The organism is Bradyrhizobium sp. LTSP849, from assembly GCF_000938255.1.
Taxonomy (GTDB): domain Bacteria; phylum Pseudomonadota; class Alphaproteobacteria; order Rhizobiales; family Xanthobacteraceae; genus Bradyrhizobium.
Window position 1 is genome coordinate 63,355 of sequence record NZ_JYMR01000056.1, and the last position, 16,938, is coordinate 80,292.

The 16,938-nt window shown below is 59.6% G+C and carries 11 protein-coding genes; 8 read left to right on the forward strand and 3 right to left on the reverse strand.

Features of this window, described 5'->3' with window-relative positions; all coding sequences use genetic code 11:
* Entirely contained in the window at positions 1-648 is a 648-nt protein-coding gene (locus tag UB31_RS37490; RefSeq protein ID WP_045006865.1) for a response regulator transcription factor, read from the reverse strand.
* A 572-nt stretch (positions 649-1,220) separates the two neighbouring features.
* Here UB31_RS37490 and UB31_RS37495 point away from each other — a divergent pair.
* The 5 genes from UB31_RS37495 (at position 1,221) to UB31_RS37515 (ending at position 11,037) form a co-directional block, all read left to right on the forward strand.
* Complete coding sequence (locus UB31_RS37495) at positions 1,221-1,616, forward strand: response regulator transcription factor (protein WP_045006919.1); 396 nt, start codon at positions 1,221-1,223, stop codon at positions 1,614-1,616.
* Positions 1,617-1,886: 270 nt separating this feature from the next.
* On the forward strand, positions 1,887-3,440 hold the full coding sequence (locus UB31_RS37500; protein ID WP_050032129.1) for an ATP-binding protein: 1,554 nt from the start codon (positions 1,887-1,889) through the stop codon (positions 3,438-3,440).
* Between the two features lie 207 nt (positions 3,441-3,647).
* Positions 3,648-9,122: a trifunctional serine/threonine-protein kinase/ATP-binding protein/sensor histidine kinase gene (locus tag UB31_RS37505; protein ID WP_050044938.1), complete on the forward strand. Its 5,475-nt coding sequence runs from the start codon at positions 3,648-3,650 to the stop codon at positions 9,120-9,122.
* A gap of 318 nt (positions 9,123-9,440) precedes the next feature.
* Positions 9,441-10,034, forward strand: a complete 594-nt coding sequence (locus UB31_RS37510) for a helix-turn-helix domain-containing protein (protein WP_050032126.1) — start codon at positions 9,441-9,443, stop codon at positions 10,032-10,034.
* A gap of 298 nt (positions 10,035-10,332) precedes the next feature.
* Complete coding sequence (locus UB31_RS37515; protein ID WP_045006864.1) at positions 10,333-11,037, forward strand: Crp/Fnr family transcriptional regulator; 705 nt, start codon at positions 10,333-10,335, stop codon at positions 11,035-11,037.
* A 221-nt stretch (positions 11,038-11,258) separates the two neighbouring features.
* On the opposite strand, the gene UB31_RS37520 is transcribed toward UB31_RS37515, so the two are convergent.
* The gene (locus tag UB31_RS37520; protein ID WP_045006863.1) at positions 11,259-12,152 is read right to left on the reverse strand and encodes a LysR family transcriptional regulator; all 894 of its coding nucleotides are present in this window, start codon (positions 12,150-12,152) and stop codon (positions 11,259-11,261) included.
* Positions 12,153-12,255: 103 nt separating this feature from the next.
* Between UB31_RS37520 and UB31_RS37525 the strand changes: the two genes are divergently transcribed.
* The 3 genes from UB31_RS37525 (at position 12,256) to UB31_RS37535 (ending at position 16,120) form a co-directional block, all read left to right on the forward strand.
* Entirely contained in the window at positions 12,256-13,677 is a 1,422-nt protein-coding gene (locus UB31_RS37525; protein WP_045006862.1) for an aldehyde dehydrogenase family protein, read from the forward strand.
* A 358-nt stretch (positions 13,678-14,035) separates the two neighbouring features.
* Entirely contained in the window at positions 14,036-14,941 is a 906-nt protein-coding gene (locus UB31_RS37530) for a helix-turn-helix domain-containing protein (protein ID WP_045006861.1), read from the forward strand.
* Positions 14,942-14,956: 15 nt separating this feature from the next.
* On the forward strand, positions 14,957-16,120 hold the full coding sequence (locus UB31_RS37535; protein ID WP_156163266.1) for an alpha/beta hydrolase: 1,164 nt from the start codon (positions 14,957-14,959) through the stop codon (positions 16,118-16,120).
* A 157-nt stretch (positions 16,121-16,277) separates the two neighbouring features.
* On the opposite strand, the gene UB31_RS37540 is transcribed toward UB31_RS37535, so the two are convergent.
* Positions 16,278-16,934: a TetR/AcrR family transcriptional regulator gene (locus tag UB31_RS37540; RefSeq protein ID WP_045006915.1), complete on the reverse strand. Its 657-nt coding sequence runs from the start codon at positions 16,932-16,934 to the stop codon at positions 16,278-16,280.
* Positions 16,935-16,938 lie beyond the last annotated feature (4 nt).

Sequence of the window (16,938 nt, forward strand, 5' to 3'; positions counted from 1 at the left end):
CTAGGCAACGCGACCCGGGTTATGCGGCTTTGTCGGCGTCAGTTGCAACTGGTCGGCCATGCGCGCCAAATCAGGTAAGGACGATGCCCGCATCTTGCGCATCACTTGGCCACGATGAACTTTTATCGTGATTTCGCTAACGCCGAGGTCGGCTGCGATCTGCTTGTTCAGCCGCCCGGTCACCACGAACGCCATGACCTCGCGCTCCCGGGGCGTCAAGGTTTCGAAACGAGCTTTCAGCCCTGCCAAAGCTTGTTCCTGCTCAAGCTGCGCTCGATCACGGGCGTGACCGAGTTGAATCGCTTCAAGCAAATCCTGCTCCCGGAACGGCTTTGTCAGGAATTCGATAGCGCCACCCTTCATCGCCTGCACCGACATTGGAATGTCGCCATGTCCGGTGATGAAGATGATAGGCAGCCGTCTTTTGGCGCCTGCCAGTTCGCGCTGCAGTTCGAGTCCGCTCTGGCCGGGAAGCCGCACGTCAAGCACCAGGCAAGTGGGTCCTTCTGGCAGATCCGCCGCGCAAAATTCGCTCACCGACCCGAATAGGCTGACCCGAAAGCCCGCCGATCGAAGCAGCATACTTATGGAGTCCCGCACTCCCGGATCATCGTCGATGACCATCACTGTTGGCGGTTGCTCTACCACATGTGCCTCGTTGACATGCGCATCAGCTTTTCTAGTCCGCGACCTAGCATAGCGAGATTATCGCGTGGACGATAGAGGAGACCATCAGCCCAATTTACTCTCCACGGTTTGCACTCATCGGTGAACTGGCTTGTTGAAGTCGGGCCAGTATTTTGCGTCAGGAAGCCACCTGCCCACCCAAGTCGAACCGACTAGCGCCGGCAGGGCGCAACCTTTGTATAGTGCGCACATTCCCATTTGGTACTCGATCTTTCCGCTAGTTCAATAGTGAGCGCCGATGCGTGCCGCTATGGTCGAGTTCTCTCCCGAGGCCGATCACTCCCTGCGGCCTCCCCTTGCCCCCTCCAGCCTGGTCCAGGCTGGAGGGACTTTTTGTGAGTTAACAGAGCAAGGGCGATATGAAAGTCGGTGCTTGTGACGCAGCTTGTTCCATGGACCACAAGATTTCCGGTCGAGTTACTATACAATCGTATAATCGAAGCACGTAGCGGTTGCGCCTAGGTTGGATGAGCAAGAGTGTGTGGACGACATTCGTTTCTCCAAGCGCTGCTCGCGGTTACCGGTCGTGCCAAGTGCCAAATACCAGACCAATAGTTGCCATAGTCGATGACGACAACGCGGTTGGAAATGCAATCGAAGTTTTAATGCGTTCGGTGGGATTGATCGCCAAGGCATTTTCGTCCGGAGAGGAGTTCCTGCGGTCACCCGAACTGAGCCGCACCGGCTGCTTGGTTGTCGACTACGACATGCCCAAGATGAATGGCCTCGATTTGCACAACAATTTGTCTCGATTGGGCAATGAGATTCCCACCGTACTGATAACTGCCTATCCGAGCGATGATATCCGCGCCCGGGCACTTCAGGCCGGGGTCATCTGCTATCTGCCCAAGCCGTTCGATGAGAGTGACCTCCTGAATTGCATTCAGGCTGCGCTGGATCGCATCAAGGGAAATGGAGGCGCGCCTTAGCGTGCCTACGTCGCATCAATGGCCGCTAGGCATGCGACAGGTCGCCTCCGCTCGCCATCCCTGCCCATCATTGCGGTCGTAGCGGCGGGGTGCGGCCCAACTCAGTGCTGAGGGTGATTGAGTTATACCAAGGTGTAGTTCCTGCTTTCCAAAGGTGAGGGAAAGACTACGAGCTTCGTCGGGGTCAGCTTTACGCGCGCACAATTGCGGCGTTTGCCCACCGACGATACGCATGCAGAGCCGGGGAGATCCAACATTTGGCTGACAAGTATGCATGGCACCGTCGTTCACAAGAAGCTGAGGTTTGGCCCTTTTGAACTTTCGATTGGCGAGAGGGCGCTTCGGCGCGACGGTCGAGAGCTTTCGCTCGGGGATCGGGCGTTGGATATTCTGACCTATCTTGCCGACCGCCCAGGCGAGGTCATCGCGAAGCAGGAGCTGATGGATCACGTCTGGACAGAGGTCACCGTTGAAGAGGGAAGCCTCCGGGTCCACGTGGCCGCAATCCGCAAGGCTCTTCGTGACGGCCAATTCGGCAATCGATACATCGCAAACATCAAAGGACGGGGCTATTCGTTCGTCGGCACCGTCATCCCGCTGGTTGGCGGCACGGAAAGCAGGAACGCCAAGTTCTCCCACCAGGGCAGGCTCCCCGTCAGACCGATCGTGATGGTTGGGCGAGAAACGGTTGTCAGCGAGGTTAGCCAGAAACTTCGAAATGAGCGGTTCGTAACTCTGCTCGGCCCCGGCGGTATTGGCAAGACGACCATTGCCCTGGCCGTTGGCCGCGCCGCTGCCGAGGAGTTTGGCGGGGAAGTCCATTTTGTCGACCTGGAAAGCCTTGCGGATCCGCGGCATGTTGCAGGCGCCGTCGCGACATCCCTTGGACTTGCGCTCACATCGAAAGATCCCGGTCTGGAGCTGGTCGATCTGGTTCGTTCGCGGAAGTGTCTTATCATTCTCGATAACTGTGAGCATGTAATCGAGGCGGTCGCGCTGCTCGCCGAGCAACTCTATCAGGAATCGGAGCAGATCTATCTTCTGACCACGAGTCGCGAATTGCTGAAGGTAGGAGGCGAGCATTGTTGGCGGGTTCTTCCCCTTGATTTTCCACCAGATGGCTCGGAGCAAACGGCAAATGCCGTGCTTCGATTTCCTGCGGTGCAGTTGCTCGCACGACGCGTGGCGGCGAGGGCGGGAAGCTTCATTCTCACCGATGGGGAGGCGCCGTTTGTCGCAGAAATGTGCCGGAAGCTGGATGGCATACCCTTGGCAATTGAGTTGGCGGCAGGTCAGGTGGCCGCCCTCGGCCTCAAGAACACCCTCGCTCGGCTGGAGCTGCTGAAACTGGCCCATCGATCGGCGGTCGCCAGACATCAGACGCTGAAAGCGACATTGGATTGGAGCTACAATCTGCTGTCTGACGGGGAAAGGACTGTTCTTCGACGTATCGCCCCTTTCGTTGGTCAATTCACCCTTGACGGCGCGCGGTATGTCGCTGGCGAACTCGGCATGGGCACCGGAGACATCTTTGACGCGATCGCCGGCCTGGTTGAGAAGTCGTTAATAGCAACTCAGATCGACGAAACGCAGGGACAGTATCGGTTGCTAGATACGACGCGGGCATATGCACTCGAAAAACTAGAGGAGCATGCCGAAGTCGACGTAGTCCTCCGCCGGCATGGGGAATACGTCGCTGGCTGCCTCGAATCGCAACGAGTTGCGCTGTTGGCAATAGGAGCCGACAAGTCGCCACACGTTCCTTCAAGCGGCCAGCCACCTGCCCGTCTAAGTTTGGTGCGGATACGTTCCCGGGGCGGGTGAGAGTAGGCAGCCAACAGGGCGGCGCTTTCCAGTAGGTGCAAGTCCCGGAAAAGGTTCCAGATGGAAGCAACCAGAACAGTCAATGGAAGTAACGAAACGGCTAACGTCTTCGGTAAGCGCGTTACGAATTGGTGACCGCGCGACTGTACAGGCCGTAACGCGTGTGATTACGGGGCAAGCCTCAAAGCACTTCCACCAGGAACCTTCATGAACGGGCTCTCGGGTTACGTGTTCTCGTCGCTGCGGGAAGGCGGCATCGCTCTATCCCGAGGCTCTGGCAACGGCTTGACGCCTATCCTGCTTGTTGCTGCAGAGGAAACCTCGCCCGGTTGCGTCGAGCGACTTGAGCGCGAATATGCGTTCAAGTCCGAACTTGACGCCGAGTGGGCCGCGCGACCTGTTGCGCTTACGCACGATAACGGCCGTATAACGCTGGTGCTTGAGGATCCCGGCGGTACGCCGCTCGATCAACTGCTTGGCCAGCCACTGGATGTATCGCATTTCCTGCGCATCGCGATCCCGCTCGCGGGCGCGCTCCGCCATGTGCATGAGCGAGGCCTCATCCATAAGGACATCAAGCCTGCAAATATTCTGGTGGAATCGGCAAGTAGCGGCGTGTGGCTGACGGGGTTCGGCATCGCTTCGCGTCTGCCGCGCGAGCGCCAGGCGCCAGAGCCGCCGGAGACTATCACCGGTACACTCGCCTACATGGCGCCGGAGCAGACAGGCCGGATGAACCGCTCGGTCGACTCCCGAAGCGACCTGTACGCGCTGGGGGTTACCTTTTACGAGCTTTTGACAGGCGCGTTGCCCTTTACCGCCGCTGACCCGATCGAGTTGATCCACTGTCACATCGCGCGAGAGCCTGTCCCGCCGCACGAACTTGTAAGCGCGCTGCCGGCTCCGCTCTCGATGATCGTCATGAAGCTTCTCGCGAAGACAGCCGAGGAGCGCTACCAGACCGCAGCAGGGGTCGAGGCGGACCTGCGCAAGTGCCTGACTGCCTGGGAGTCGTTCGGGCGGATCGACCCGCTCTCGCTTGGTCTGCAGGACGCGTCGGACCGGCTGATGATCCCGGAGAAGCTGTACGGACGCGAGGACGAGATCGCCACCCTGCTCGTTGCCTTCGATCGTGTCGTGAAGCATGGCGGCTCGGAGCTCGTTCTGGTCTCTGGCTACTCGGGCATCGGCAAGTCGTCGGTCGTCAACGAGCTGCACAAGGTCATCGTGCTGCCTCGCGGTATCTTCATTTCGGGAAAATTCGACCAGCGGCTCCGCGATACCCCTCATGCGACCCTGGCTCAGGCTTTTCAGGGATTGATTCAACAACTGCTGAACGGCCAGGTGAACGACATCGCTTTCTGGCGAGAAGCGATCAAGGAAGCTGTCGGCAGTCAGGGCCGCCTGCTGACCGACCTCATTCCCAACCTCGTTCGACTGATCGGCCCACAGCCGACCGTGGCAGTCCTCTCGCCGGTCGACGCCCAACTGCGGTTTCAGACCGTGTTCCGGCGGTTTGTCGGCGTCTTTGCGAGGGCGGAACATCCGCTCGTCATTTTCGTCGATGACCTGCAATGGCTCGATCCGGCCACGCTGACGCTCATCGAATATCTCCTCCTCCATCCCGACACGCGTCACCTGTTGCTCATCGGTGCCTATCGCGACAACGAGGTCGACCCGGCACATCCGCTGATGCTCAAGCTGGAGGATCTGCGCCAAGCCGGCGCGAAAGTCGATCGGATCGTCCTCGGCCCGCTCTCGGTCGACGACATCAACCAACTGCTGTGTGACACGTTGCGGAGTGCGCCCGCCGAGATGCGGCCGTTAGCCGAGCTGGTGCACAAGAGAAGCGGCGGCGGCAATCCCTTTTTCGCAGGACAGTTCCTCACCAGCCTCGCCGAAGAACGGCTGATCGAGTTCGACCCGCTCTCGCGGTCGTGGACATGGGATTTGGACGCTATCGTCGACAACAACAGGTTCAGCGACAATCCAGTGGACCTGATGATTGGCAGGTTACGGCGTCTTGCTCCGGCGGCCCAGGAGGCGTTGAAGCTGCTCGCCTGCCTCGGCAATCACGCCGACTTTGCGACTTTGGCAAAGCTGCGCACCGAGTCCGACGAAGCGATGCACGCAAGTTTTCGCGACGCGGTCCGTGCCGGCGCCGCTGTTCCCCGCGAAGGAAGCTACCGGTTCTTCCATGATCGGGTTCAGGAGGCCGCCTATGCTCTGATTCCGACGGAAGGTCGTGCCGAACTCCATCTGCGGATCGCACGTCTCCTTGTCGCGGAGACCACGCAAGAGAGCGTCGCGGAGAAGATCTACGACCTCGTCAACCAGCTGAATCTTGGCACGGCTCTCATTTCCGAGTGGCCCGAGAAGGTGCGCGCGGCCGAACTCAATTTTGTTGCAGGCCGGAAGGCGAAAGCTTCGACCGCCTATGCTGCGGCCTCCACCTACCTCGCAGCCGGTATCGCCGTTCTCTCGGACGACGGGTGGCAGAGAACCTATGACTTGACGTTGAACCTGTTCCTGGAGCGGACAGAATGCGAGATTCTCAACTCGAACCTGGAGCAGGCGGCGGGACTCGTGGAGGTGCTACTCATCAAGGCGCGGTCCAAGATCGATAATGCCGAGATCTGTCGTCTGCGCATCATGCTTCAATTGAGGCAAGGCAACTACAGCCCCGCTGTGCGCACGGCGCTCGAATGCCTGCGAACGTTCGGCGTCGATCTGCCGGATGCTCCGACGCCGGAACAAGTGCGGGCAGAATACGAGGAGATGCGCCGGGCCCTCGACGGGCGCCCGATCGAGAGCCTGATTGATCTGCCGATGATGGAGGACCCGGAGACGCAGGCGGTCATGAAGCTCTGCAGTTCAATGGGCGAATTGGCCTATCACGCCGACGGCGAGCTGTTCCAGATGAATTGCTTAAGGATGGTCAGGCTGTCCTGTCGGTATGGAACAAGCGGGTACTCTACGATCGGCTACGCCGGAATCTCCGTAGCTCTTGGCCCGGTGTTCCATTGCTTCGCAGACGGAGAGGCGTTTGCACGATTGGCAGTCGCGGTCGCCGAACGATACGGGTTCACCGCGCAGAAGGCAGGCGCACATTTCCTCATGCAAATGGCGGTCCTGTGGACGCGTCCAATTGAAGAGGCTCTGACCTGCCTCGAGGCCGCGGCTCGATCTGTCGCGGAAACCGGCGAGATGGTCTACGCCTGCTGGAACCGTCAACATCGCGTCACCGATCTGATGGCACGCGGCGATCCTCTCGACCAGGTATGGCTCGAGTCGGTAGATGCCCTGGATTTCGTCCGCAAATACAAATTTGGTCAGTTGGTCATCTTGAGCATTCAGGGTTTTGTTCAAAGTCTTCGCGGAGGAGCGGGAAGCGGCGCCCCCCTTGACGAGACGGCGCTGGAAGCGCGGGTGCTCCGGGGCGGCGTGCCAATCGTTGCCTGCTTTCATTGGATCCTGCAATTGCAGCGGCACTTCTTGCTGGGCAACGCGGAGAGAGCCCTTGAGTTTGCTGCCAGGGCGAAGCCAGTTCTCTGGTCGGCTCGTTTCAATCTTCAGTCGATGGATTACTGCTTTTATCATTCTCTTGCCATTGCCGCGGTCTTCCCGGCGTCTTCGCCGGAGAGACGAGCAGATCTTCGTGAGGAGTTCATCGCACACCTGGGTTCGTTTCAGCGATGGGCTGAGAGTGGCCCGGCGACGTTCGCGCACAAACACGCGTTGATCTCGGCGGAATGGGCGCGCCTCGAAGGAGGGGACATTGAGGCCATGCGGCTGTACCAGCAGGCAATTCGCTTGGCGGCGGAGCGCGGCTTCCTCCAGGACCAGGCGCTCGCCAGCGAATTGGCGGCTCGATTCTACCGCCTTCGTGGTCTCGAAAAGGTGGCTGATACTTTTTTGGACGAAGCCCGCGACTGTTACGTTCGCTGGGGCGCCTGGGCGAAGGTCGCTCAACTCGACAAGACCCACCCCCGGATCCGACAACCGGTATCATTGGCCGCAAAGCCCACCATCGAGACGTCTGCCGAGCGGTTGGATCTGGCTACGGTCATCAAGATGTCGGAAGCCGTGGCCGGCGAAATCGTCCTCGAGAGGTTAATCCAGACGCTGATGGCTATTGCGGTCGAGCATGCCGGGGCCGACCGCGGCCTCCTGATTCTCCCACACGGCGGCGAAAGTCGGATGGAGGCGGTCGCGAGGAGCGGTCGCGATGGTGTCAGGGTCCATCTTCTCGGAACACCGGTGACGTCGTCTGAATTGCCCGTGTGCGTCCTTGAACGAGTCATCCGCACTAAGAGTCAGGTAATTCTGGATGACGCCCGCGAAAAGAACGCGTTTGCCGAGGATGAATACATCGGTCGCAAACAGGCACGGTCGCTTCTTTGCCTGCCGTTGCTGAAACAGACCGAACTAATCGGCGTGCTATACCTCGAAAACAGTCTGGCGTCGCATGTGTTCACGCCGGGGCGTATCGCGGTGCTGAAGTTGCTCGCCTCGCAGGCGGCAATCGCGTTGGAGAACGCCCGGTTGTACGGCGACGTCGCAGAGCGCGAGGCGAAAATCAGGCGACTGGTCGATGCCAACATCATTGGGATTTTCATCTCGAGTCGGAAGGGTGGAATCATCGAAGCCAACGACGCGTTCCTCAAGATGATGGGATACGACCGGGAGGATATCGCCGCGGGCAATATGCGCTTGGCCGACCTGACGCCGCCGGAATGGCGGGCCAGCGCCGCCCGCTCTCTGGTGGGCATAGACACGACTGGCGCGGTCCAACCTTATGAAAGGGAGTACTTGCGCAAGGACGGCAGCCGCGTGCCTGTGCTGATCGGTTCGGCCGCGTTCGACGAACAGCAAGATCATGGCGTTGCCTTCGTGCTTGATTTGACTGAGCGCAAACTCGTGGAGGCAGAAGCACGCGAAAGCGAGCGGCGCTACCGCGAGACGCAACTGGAGCTCGCGCACGCCAACCGCGTCGCGACGATGGGCCAGTTGACGGCCTCGATCGCCCATGAAGTCAACCAGCCGATCGCCGCGGCAGTCACGTACGCCTCAGCCGCTCGGCGTTTCCTGAGCGCGAAGCCACCAAATTATCGCGAGGTAGATAATGCGCTCTCACTTATCGTCAAGGAGGGGAATCGCGCAGGCGAGGTCGTCGGGCGAATCCGCGCACTGATCAGGAAGGCGCCCCCACGAAAAGACGCTGTAGTGATCAACGATGCCATCCTCGAGGTTATTGCTCTCACCCGTACCGAGGCCGCCGAAAATAACGCCTCGGTGCGGACGCAGTTGGCGGAGGGGTTACCGCATATCCGAGGGGATCGGGTCCAGCTGCAGCAGGTACTGCTTAACCTGATCATCAATGCCATCGAAGCGATGCGCGACGTCGGCGAAGGGGAGCGGGAATTGCTCATCAGAAGCCGTAACGAGCCGGATGGCGTGTCGGTCGAGGTACGCGATTCAGGTCCGGGCTTCGCGCAGACGGATCTTGGGCGGGTGTTCGAGGCGTTCTACACCACGAAGCCAGGCGGTTTGGGGCTTGGGCTATCGATCTGCCGATCGATCATCGAAGCGCATAACGGACAATTGTCGGCGAGCCCTAATGTGCCACGTGGCGCGATCTTTCGTTTCACTGCGCCGGCTCATCCGGCTGCCGCATCGTGAGTGGAATGCCGCTTCGGACCCACGACATTTCCGCAGGCATGTACAACTCGGCACACGTCGACCAACTCAACTGCGGCCGGCTTTGTTGTCAACGAGCTCGCGGTGTCGATCACCGACAATCTCTCGGTCGCCTGGGCATAAATCGTGATGGGCTTACTCAACCTTCCGGAAGCGAAGGCGCGGATATTCAACACTCGATCCGCTTCGTTGTGCCGAGCAACTAACCTTCCATAACGTTGATTAACAAGCCAAAAAGGCGCCCCGCGCTGCACGCTCTCGCGCATCCGAAGCCTCGGATACCTTATCGAGGGAGTGACCATGGAAGGACTTCAAGCCACCGCACCAGAGCCTTTCGCTGCGGCCGATAAGCAGTTCCACCTGGTTGCGAGCAGCTTGGCCAAGCTGGTGGAAACTGCAAGACGAGAGTTGGGGCGCGACCAGGAGGCGGTCAAGGCGTCGCTGGCGACAGCATCGAACATCCTGCAGTCGGAGATCGAGCGCTGTTCGGGCGCTAGTGGCTCCAAAAGGGGTGGCCTAGCGGCTTGGCAGATCTCACGCGTGCGAGCTTACATTGACAGCAATTTGCACCACACCATTCACATCCGGGATCTCAGCACTATAGCGCGTCGAAGCCCAGCGCATTTCTCACGTAAGTTCAAACTGGCCGTTGGCGATTCGCCACATGCCTACGTAGTGAGAAGGCGTCTGGAGCGAGCCAGCCTCCTGATGATCACAGGAGCGGCGTCACTGAGTGAAATAGCCTTGAGCGCTGGCGTTTCGGATAAAGCACATCTGTGCAGGCTGTTCAGGCGGGCCTTTGGCCAAAGCCCGGCCAGTTGGCGACGCGAGCGCGGGACACCTGGGGAGGTTATCTTAAGAACCGGCAGGGACGAGAATATTCGTCAAGGATAAGCGCTTGGGCAGGAGCGGAAATTTCCTAACTGCACGCACCGCGACCCTCAACCGCCTTTATGTTGTTCTTATACCGATGAGTCGCCTTCCCAATCGAATTCGTACGTAGATTGAGCAACGATATGGTCGCCGCGTCATTCCGGGTGCGACCGCTAGACTATCGGATGGTTGATCCGCTGCATCTCGGGCCTTCGCCAGCCACACATTGCTGACATCGTCAAATCGCTGTCGCGACCTACTGCTCGAGCGGGCTCGTGCCTGGCGTTGGTCGCGAGTCTGAAGCATCGTGGGAGTCGTTATGTATGAGTTCGTAGTGGATCAGAGTCTTGGGATCAACGGTCTGATTAACTTGTCAAATATTGTGTTTCTCGTGGCGTTCTCGGTACGAGACGTGCTCAAGCTGCGCATATTGGCGATCGTCGGTGAGGGGCTGACCCTGCCGTATTACTATTTCCAGGGCGAAAAATTGTGGCCGCCGATTTTCTGGGGAGTTGCGTTCATGATCGTCAACGCGATCCGCATCGTGGCGATCGCCTTGGAGCGGCGGCCGGTGGTTCTCAGCAACAAGGAAGAGCAGCTCTACCGCGTCGCTTTCAGCTCGATCGACAAGCGAGAATTCTTAAGGCTGGTCAGCCTTGCTCGATGGGTCGACTGCTCGCCCGGGGAAATTATTCTCGAAAAGGGGCAGCACATATCTGAGGCCATCGTCGTCATGGCCGGGGATCTCGAAGCTATTCTTAGCGGCAACTCCAGAATGGCGCTTCGATCTGGTCAACTTATTGGGGATGTAAGCGCCTACAGCGGCTTGGCCAGTCCGGTGCAGGTAGTGGCTCGTGGTCCCGGCATTCTCGCAAAGTGGGACCTGCAGCACTTGCGCGAATTCGCAGCGAGCAGACCCGAACTCCGTGCCAACCTTCTGCGGATTGTGAGCATGGATATTGCCGTCAAATTGCGCGACATCGCCAGTCCCAGTTTAGCTGCTCAAGAACTTGTACCGAAGTGATCCAGTGGCGCGTAGGGAGCTACGGCGCGATGAGCCTGATGGGAGCGAATTCAGGACTACGGCCCGACGAACCGCAAAAGGCGGCGCTTGCGCTGCGTGACACTAGCAACGGTGGCGCACCATTCAGGATAAAATTGCGAACTCAAATACAACTGAAATTGCAATATAACCTCCAGTCGGATTCCGATTTGATCATGCGTCGCGCAGCGCCAACAAAACTATCAAATCACTGCTTTTTCCCGGATCAGATCGATCATGGCGCGCAGGGCGGCGGGCACATGCCGACGTCCGGGATAATAGAGCGACAGGCCTCGAAAGGGCGGTGTCCATTCATCCAGCACGCGAACCAGCGAGCCGGCCGCGAGGTCGGCCGCGACATTCCATTCGGTGAGATAGGCGATGCCGAACCCGGCCCGCGCCGCCGCCAGCATTAAATTGGGCTCGTCGAGGATCAGCGGCCCTTCACCGTCGATCGCCAGCGCTTCGCCGTGGCGCTCGAACTCCCAACGATAGATGCCACCGCTCGGCAGTCGGCTGCGGATGCAGCGATGCCGGGAGAGATCGGCAGGCGTGCGCGGCTTCGGATGCTGCTTGAAATAGGACGCCGATCCCACGACTGCGAAACATTGGGTGGGCCCCAGCGGCACGGAGATCATGTCCTGCGGCACCTGTTCAGCCAGCCGCACGCCGGCGTCGAACCCATCGACGACAATGTCGACCAGCCGTCCTTCCGTGACGATGTCGACCGTCATGTCGGGATAGCGGCGCAGATACTCGAACACGATCGGCTCCATCTGCCGTGCCGCACCCGCCGACGTGTTGATGCGCAGTGTGCCGGCCGGCGTCACGCGATGACTTCCCGCCAGCTCCATCGCTTCTCTAATCTGGCCAAGCGCCGGAGCAATGCCGGAAACGAACTGCTCACCGGCCTCGGTCAGCGACACGCTTCGCGTCGTTCGGTGGAATAGGCGCACGCCGAGTTTCGCCTCCAGCGCGGCGACGGCATGGCTCAACGCCGAGCGTGACATGCCGAGTTCGGTAGCGGCCGCTCGGAAGCCGCGGTGGCGCGCCACCGCCAGCACCGCGTCCAGTTCGATCAGTCCCGATGACCTCATTGTCCGGATTCCTGCACCAGATCATGCAGAATTATACACCTTATCGGGCCAACGAAAGTGCCCTATTTCCCGGTTCATCCAAGTTTCTCCGGGAGAGAGTGCCATGCGCTTCATCGACAAGATCTATATCGACGGCAGCTTCGTCACACCACACGGGACGGAGCTGTTCGACCTGTACAATCCTGCGACGGCGCAGGTCATCGGCCGGGTGCGCCTCGCTGACGAGGAGGACGCGCGCACCGCTATTGCAGCCGCCAAGCGCGCTTTCCCGGCCTTCGCGCGCACGAGCAAGGCCGAACGCATCGCCCTGCTGAGGCGGATGCACGCCGCCATCAAGGCGCGCCGCGAAAAACTGTTGGAAGCCATCCTCGAAGAGTATGGCGCTCCCGTCTCGCGTGCCGGCTTCATGGCCGACCATCCGGCAGGCGTCCTGCTCGATATGGCCCGGGTGCTGGAGGACTATCGCTTTACGCGTCGGGTTGGCACGGCAGAGGTGATGATGGAGCCCTTGGGTGTCGCCGGCCTCATCACGCCGTGGAACAGCGATGCCGGCTTCATTTGCGGCAAGCTCGCTGCCGCAATCGCTGCTGGTTGCACGGCGGTCGTCAAGCCGAGCGAGATGAGCGCGATCCAGACGCAGGTGGTAAGCGAAGCCCTACACGAGGCCGGATTGCCGGCCGGCGTGTTCAACATCGTCACCGGCCGGGGCGACGTCGTCGGCACCGAGATTACGAGCCACCCCGATGTCGCGAAGATCTCCTTCACCGGTTCGACCGCAGTCGGCAAGGCAATCCTGCGCGCCGGCGCGGAGACGATGAAAAGGATCACGCTCGAACTTGGCGGCAAGTCTCCCACCGTGATCCTGGACGATGCCAATCTGGCCCAGGCGATTCCGTTGGCCATCGGTGCGGGCTTCATGAACAGCGGACAGGCTTGTATCGCCGGCACGCGCATCCTCGTGCCACGGAGCAGACTCGGTGAGGTGGAAGAGCTCGCGAAGGCGACGGTCGGACAGGTCAAGACCGGCGATCCGCGCGATCCCTCAACGACCGTCGGCCCGATGGTCAGCCAGAAGCAATGGGATCGTGTTCAACGTTATATCCGTATCGGGATCGACGAGGGCACGCTGCTTGCCGGCGGCGAGGGCAGGCCGGACGGGCTCGACGGCTGGTTCGTGCGGCCGACGCTGTTCACCAACGTCCGCAACGACATGACCATTGCGCGCGAGGAGATCTTCGGGCCGGTGCTGTCGATCATTCCCTACGCGGACGACGAAGAGGCGATCGCCATCGCCAACGACACGGTCTATGGCCTGCAAGCGTATGTTCTGTCCGGCGACATGGCTCGTGCGCGACGAGTGGCCGACCGGATCGTTGCCGGTCGCGTGCTGATCAACACGCTGGCCCACGAGCCGATGGCACCGTTCGGCGGGTTCAAGCAATCCGGCATCGGCCGCGAATACGGCGACTTCGGGCTCGAGGCGTTTCTCGAGCCGAAATCCCTGCTCGGGCTACATGCCGCCTGACACGCCAAATCGTCAACAACGCCGGCGGTACGGCCAGCCCGGCTGATATCGAGAATTCGGTGACAGCAACGACTTGCGAAACCGACCTCAACAAAACTTGATCTCCAGCCTTCGTCTGGCTCGCATCCATGTGAACCCGGCCACGCCCCAAAAGAGCATAGGCAGACAGCTGGGATCACGTCCGTTCAAGAATTACTTGAGCAACTCCGGGATCGTCGCGGCTGGACTGACAGTTGACGCTCATGCGATGGGGCAGCCTCATCGACGATGATCGTTTCCGGTGCCAGTCGCGACGTCAGATCCAAGGAGCTGCAAATTGCGGATCTATAGTTCGGCGCTTTGAGCTATTGAGCGAGTGATGACCGAGGCTTATGGACAGCGACTTGCGGAGCGATTTCGAGTCGAGAACGCACCGGTGATCGTTACTCACGCATTACGCACAGCGGACATAGCAGTCACGGAGATTCGATGTGACAGTCCGTTGCTCGAAATGTGCAATCCGATTCAGTACGAAGACGCCTTTCTCGTCGGTTTATACCTTCGCGATTTTCCCAATCGCGAATATTGGGAGCGTGGCCGACGAGCGTCGGTGTGCGACATACGGGCCGGCGAGAGTTGTCTCCATGACCTGAAGCGAGTTCCCACCGTTTTATTCGACAAGCCCTATCACTCTCTGGCTTTCTATCTGCCGCGTGCGGCGCTGGACGCGATTGCAGACGAGGCCAACGCGCCGCGCATTTGCGATTTGAGCTATGAGCCCGGCGCGGGCGTCAACGACGTCACGATATCCGGCCTGGGGAGTTTGCTGCTTCCCGCCCTCAACCATCCCGACCAAGCTAACCAGTTATTTGTCGATCACGTCCTGCTCGCGGTCGGGGCGCATGTCGCGCATACCTATGGGGGCATGCGGCCGATGTCGCGGCCGGCCCGGGGTGGGCTGACGCCATGGCAGGAGCGACGCGCGAGAGAAATTCTTCAAGCCAACATCAAGCACGGTGTGGCGCTCAAGGAGGTGGCGCGAGAGTGCGGCCTCTCTGTGGGCTATTTCTCACACGCCTTTCGTCGCACGCTGGGAGTGGCGCCGCACAAGTGGCTCACTGAGCAGCGCGTCGAGCTATCCAAGGAAAAGCTGCGCGATGATGGGCTGTCGCTATCGGATGTGGCCGCTGAGTGCGGCTTCAGCGACCAAAGTCACCTCACGCGAATTTTCAGACAGGCGGTCGGCGTAAGTCCGGGCGCGTGGCGTCGGGCTCTCCAGCGATAGCAAACGAGTAGATCAGTGCGTGTTGCCTTGATGGGGAAGTCAGTTGCCATGTGGAGTAGCTTTCGTTATCGCAGGCTGGATTGGGCAATCGCTGTTCTAATTTCCTTCATTTTGGTCGGTTGCGCTGCCAGACCTGGCCCAGAGGTGCTGACGCCCGTGGCTGCCTCGTCTGGCGAAAAGGCGCTGCAGATCTATGTGGCGACCACGCGTGCGCGCGAGAGTTCGTCGGGGAACGTGTTCACCGCGAACCAGGCCAATGCGCTCAACTTTGCAAAGTTTGTCGTCTCGGTGCCGCCCAATCACAGGTCAGGCAATGTTGAAATGCCGACCGCAACCCCCGATCCACGGAGCAGCTTTGCTGTGGTGGATCAGGCCGTGATGAGCGAAGCCGATTTTCGCAAAGCCGTCGCTCCGCAAGGCGATACTCGGAGAAAAAAGCACAAAGCCTTCGTTTTCGTGCACGGGTTCAATAGCAACTTCCAGGAGTCGCTGTTCCGACTCGCCCAATTGCAGGCGGACATCAAAATCGACGGGATTCCGATCCTGTTCTCCTGGCCATCGCAAGGTCAGGTAGCTGCCTATGAAACAGACAAACAATCGGCAAGCTATTCTCGCGACTATCTGATGGCTTTACTAGAAATGTTAAGCAGCAGCTCCGAGGTCGGAGACATTGTAGTGGTTGCCCACAGCATGGGTGCTATGTTGACAGTTGACGCTCTGCGCCAGCTTCGTATCGAAGGCAAAGACCGAGTGATCGCCAGGCTAGGCCGTGTTGTGCTGGCGGCGCCCGACATCAACGCGGAAACGTTCCGTGCTCAGGTACAAGCCATCGGTCCGCTCAAGCCACCTTTGTTGGTTCTAGTTTCCAAGGATGATGGTGCGCTTCGACTGTCCAGTTTTCTTGACGGTGGCATTGCGCGTGCTGGTGATATCAACGTAGACGATCCCGTTGTGCGGGCGGCCGCCCTGACGGAAAGAGTTCAAATCGTCGACATTTCGAGGCTCGCAAAGCACGACGATCTGGGGCACGACCAGTTCGTCAGTGTTGCTGTACTTTATTCACGATTGCACGACCAAGCCACGCGTTACCGCTACACGGCTGGCACATTCACCTTTGCGGATGATCATGAGACGTTCTTGCGGCCGATTGACATCGGAAATCAGGTGGCTGCGCAATGACGGCTTGCAAGCCCACAGACGGGGCCCGTTGATTTCGTCGATGCGGGCAACAACCGGAGCAACCAGTCATTTCTTCCAGATCACTAATCGCTTCGATTGCACTCGCTCGTCTCGAGCATAACTCTCGCGCTACCGTAAGGATAAAGACCAGATTAATTCAGTTGCCGCTCTTTTTCCTTTTACGCGGCGCTCCAGTTTTGAGCTTCGCTGCCAGATAGAGGCGGTTCATCAATCTGAGTTCGTCCGGTGCGCCAAGGCTGGTAGGTGCTTCCTTGTTGGCCATGCCTACCATCGTCTTCATGTTGTTCAGAACGACGGCGGCGACGTCGTCGGCCAGATTGTCATCGAGATCGGGCGCACAGACAGTTAGCGCCGTTCTAACGCCAGTGAGCGCCTGGGCTCGGAAACGTTGACGGACGACCGTCCAGTCGGCTCGGAACTCAAGGAATGCCGTCACGGCTTGCGCTTGCGGATGGAGTTTCACAAAGAGATCGATGAGGGCGTCGGCGAGCTCCTCGGGCGTGATCACCGCAGCCCGCGCGTGGATCGCGTCATATTCTGCCTGCAGGATTTCAGCGTATCGCTGCATGAGAGCATCGCCCACTGCCTCTTTGCTCGGGAAGAAGCGGTAGAGCGAACCTATCCTTGCATCGGCCCGCGCCGCGATCTCCGCCATGGTGGCGGCCTCGTATCCCCGTTCCTGAATCACGGCCGCCGCCGCTTGCATCAAGTCCGCGACGCGTTGGCGGCCGACATCCCGCTGAGGTTCCAGCGACCGTCGATTGGGGCTTGACGAATTTGAGGATTTGCTCAAATAG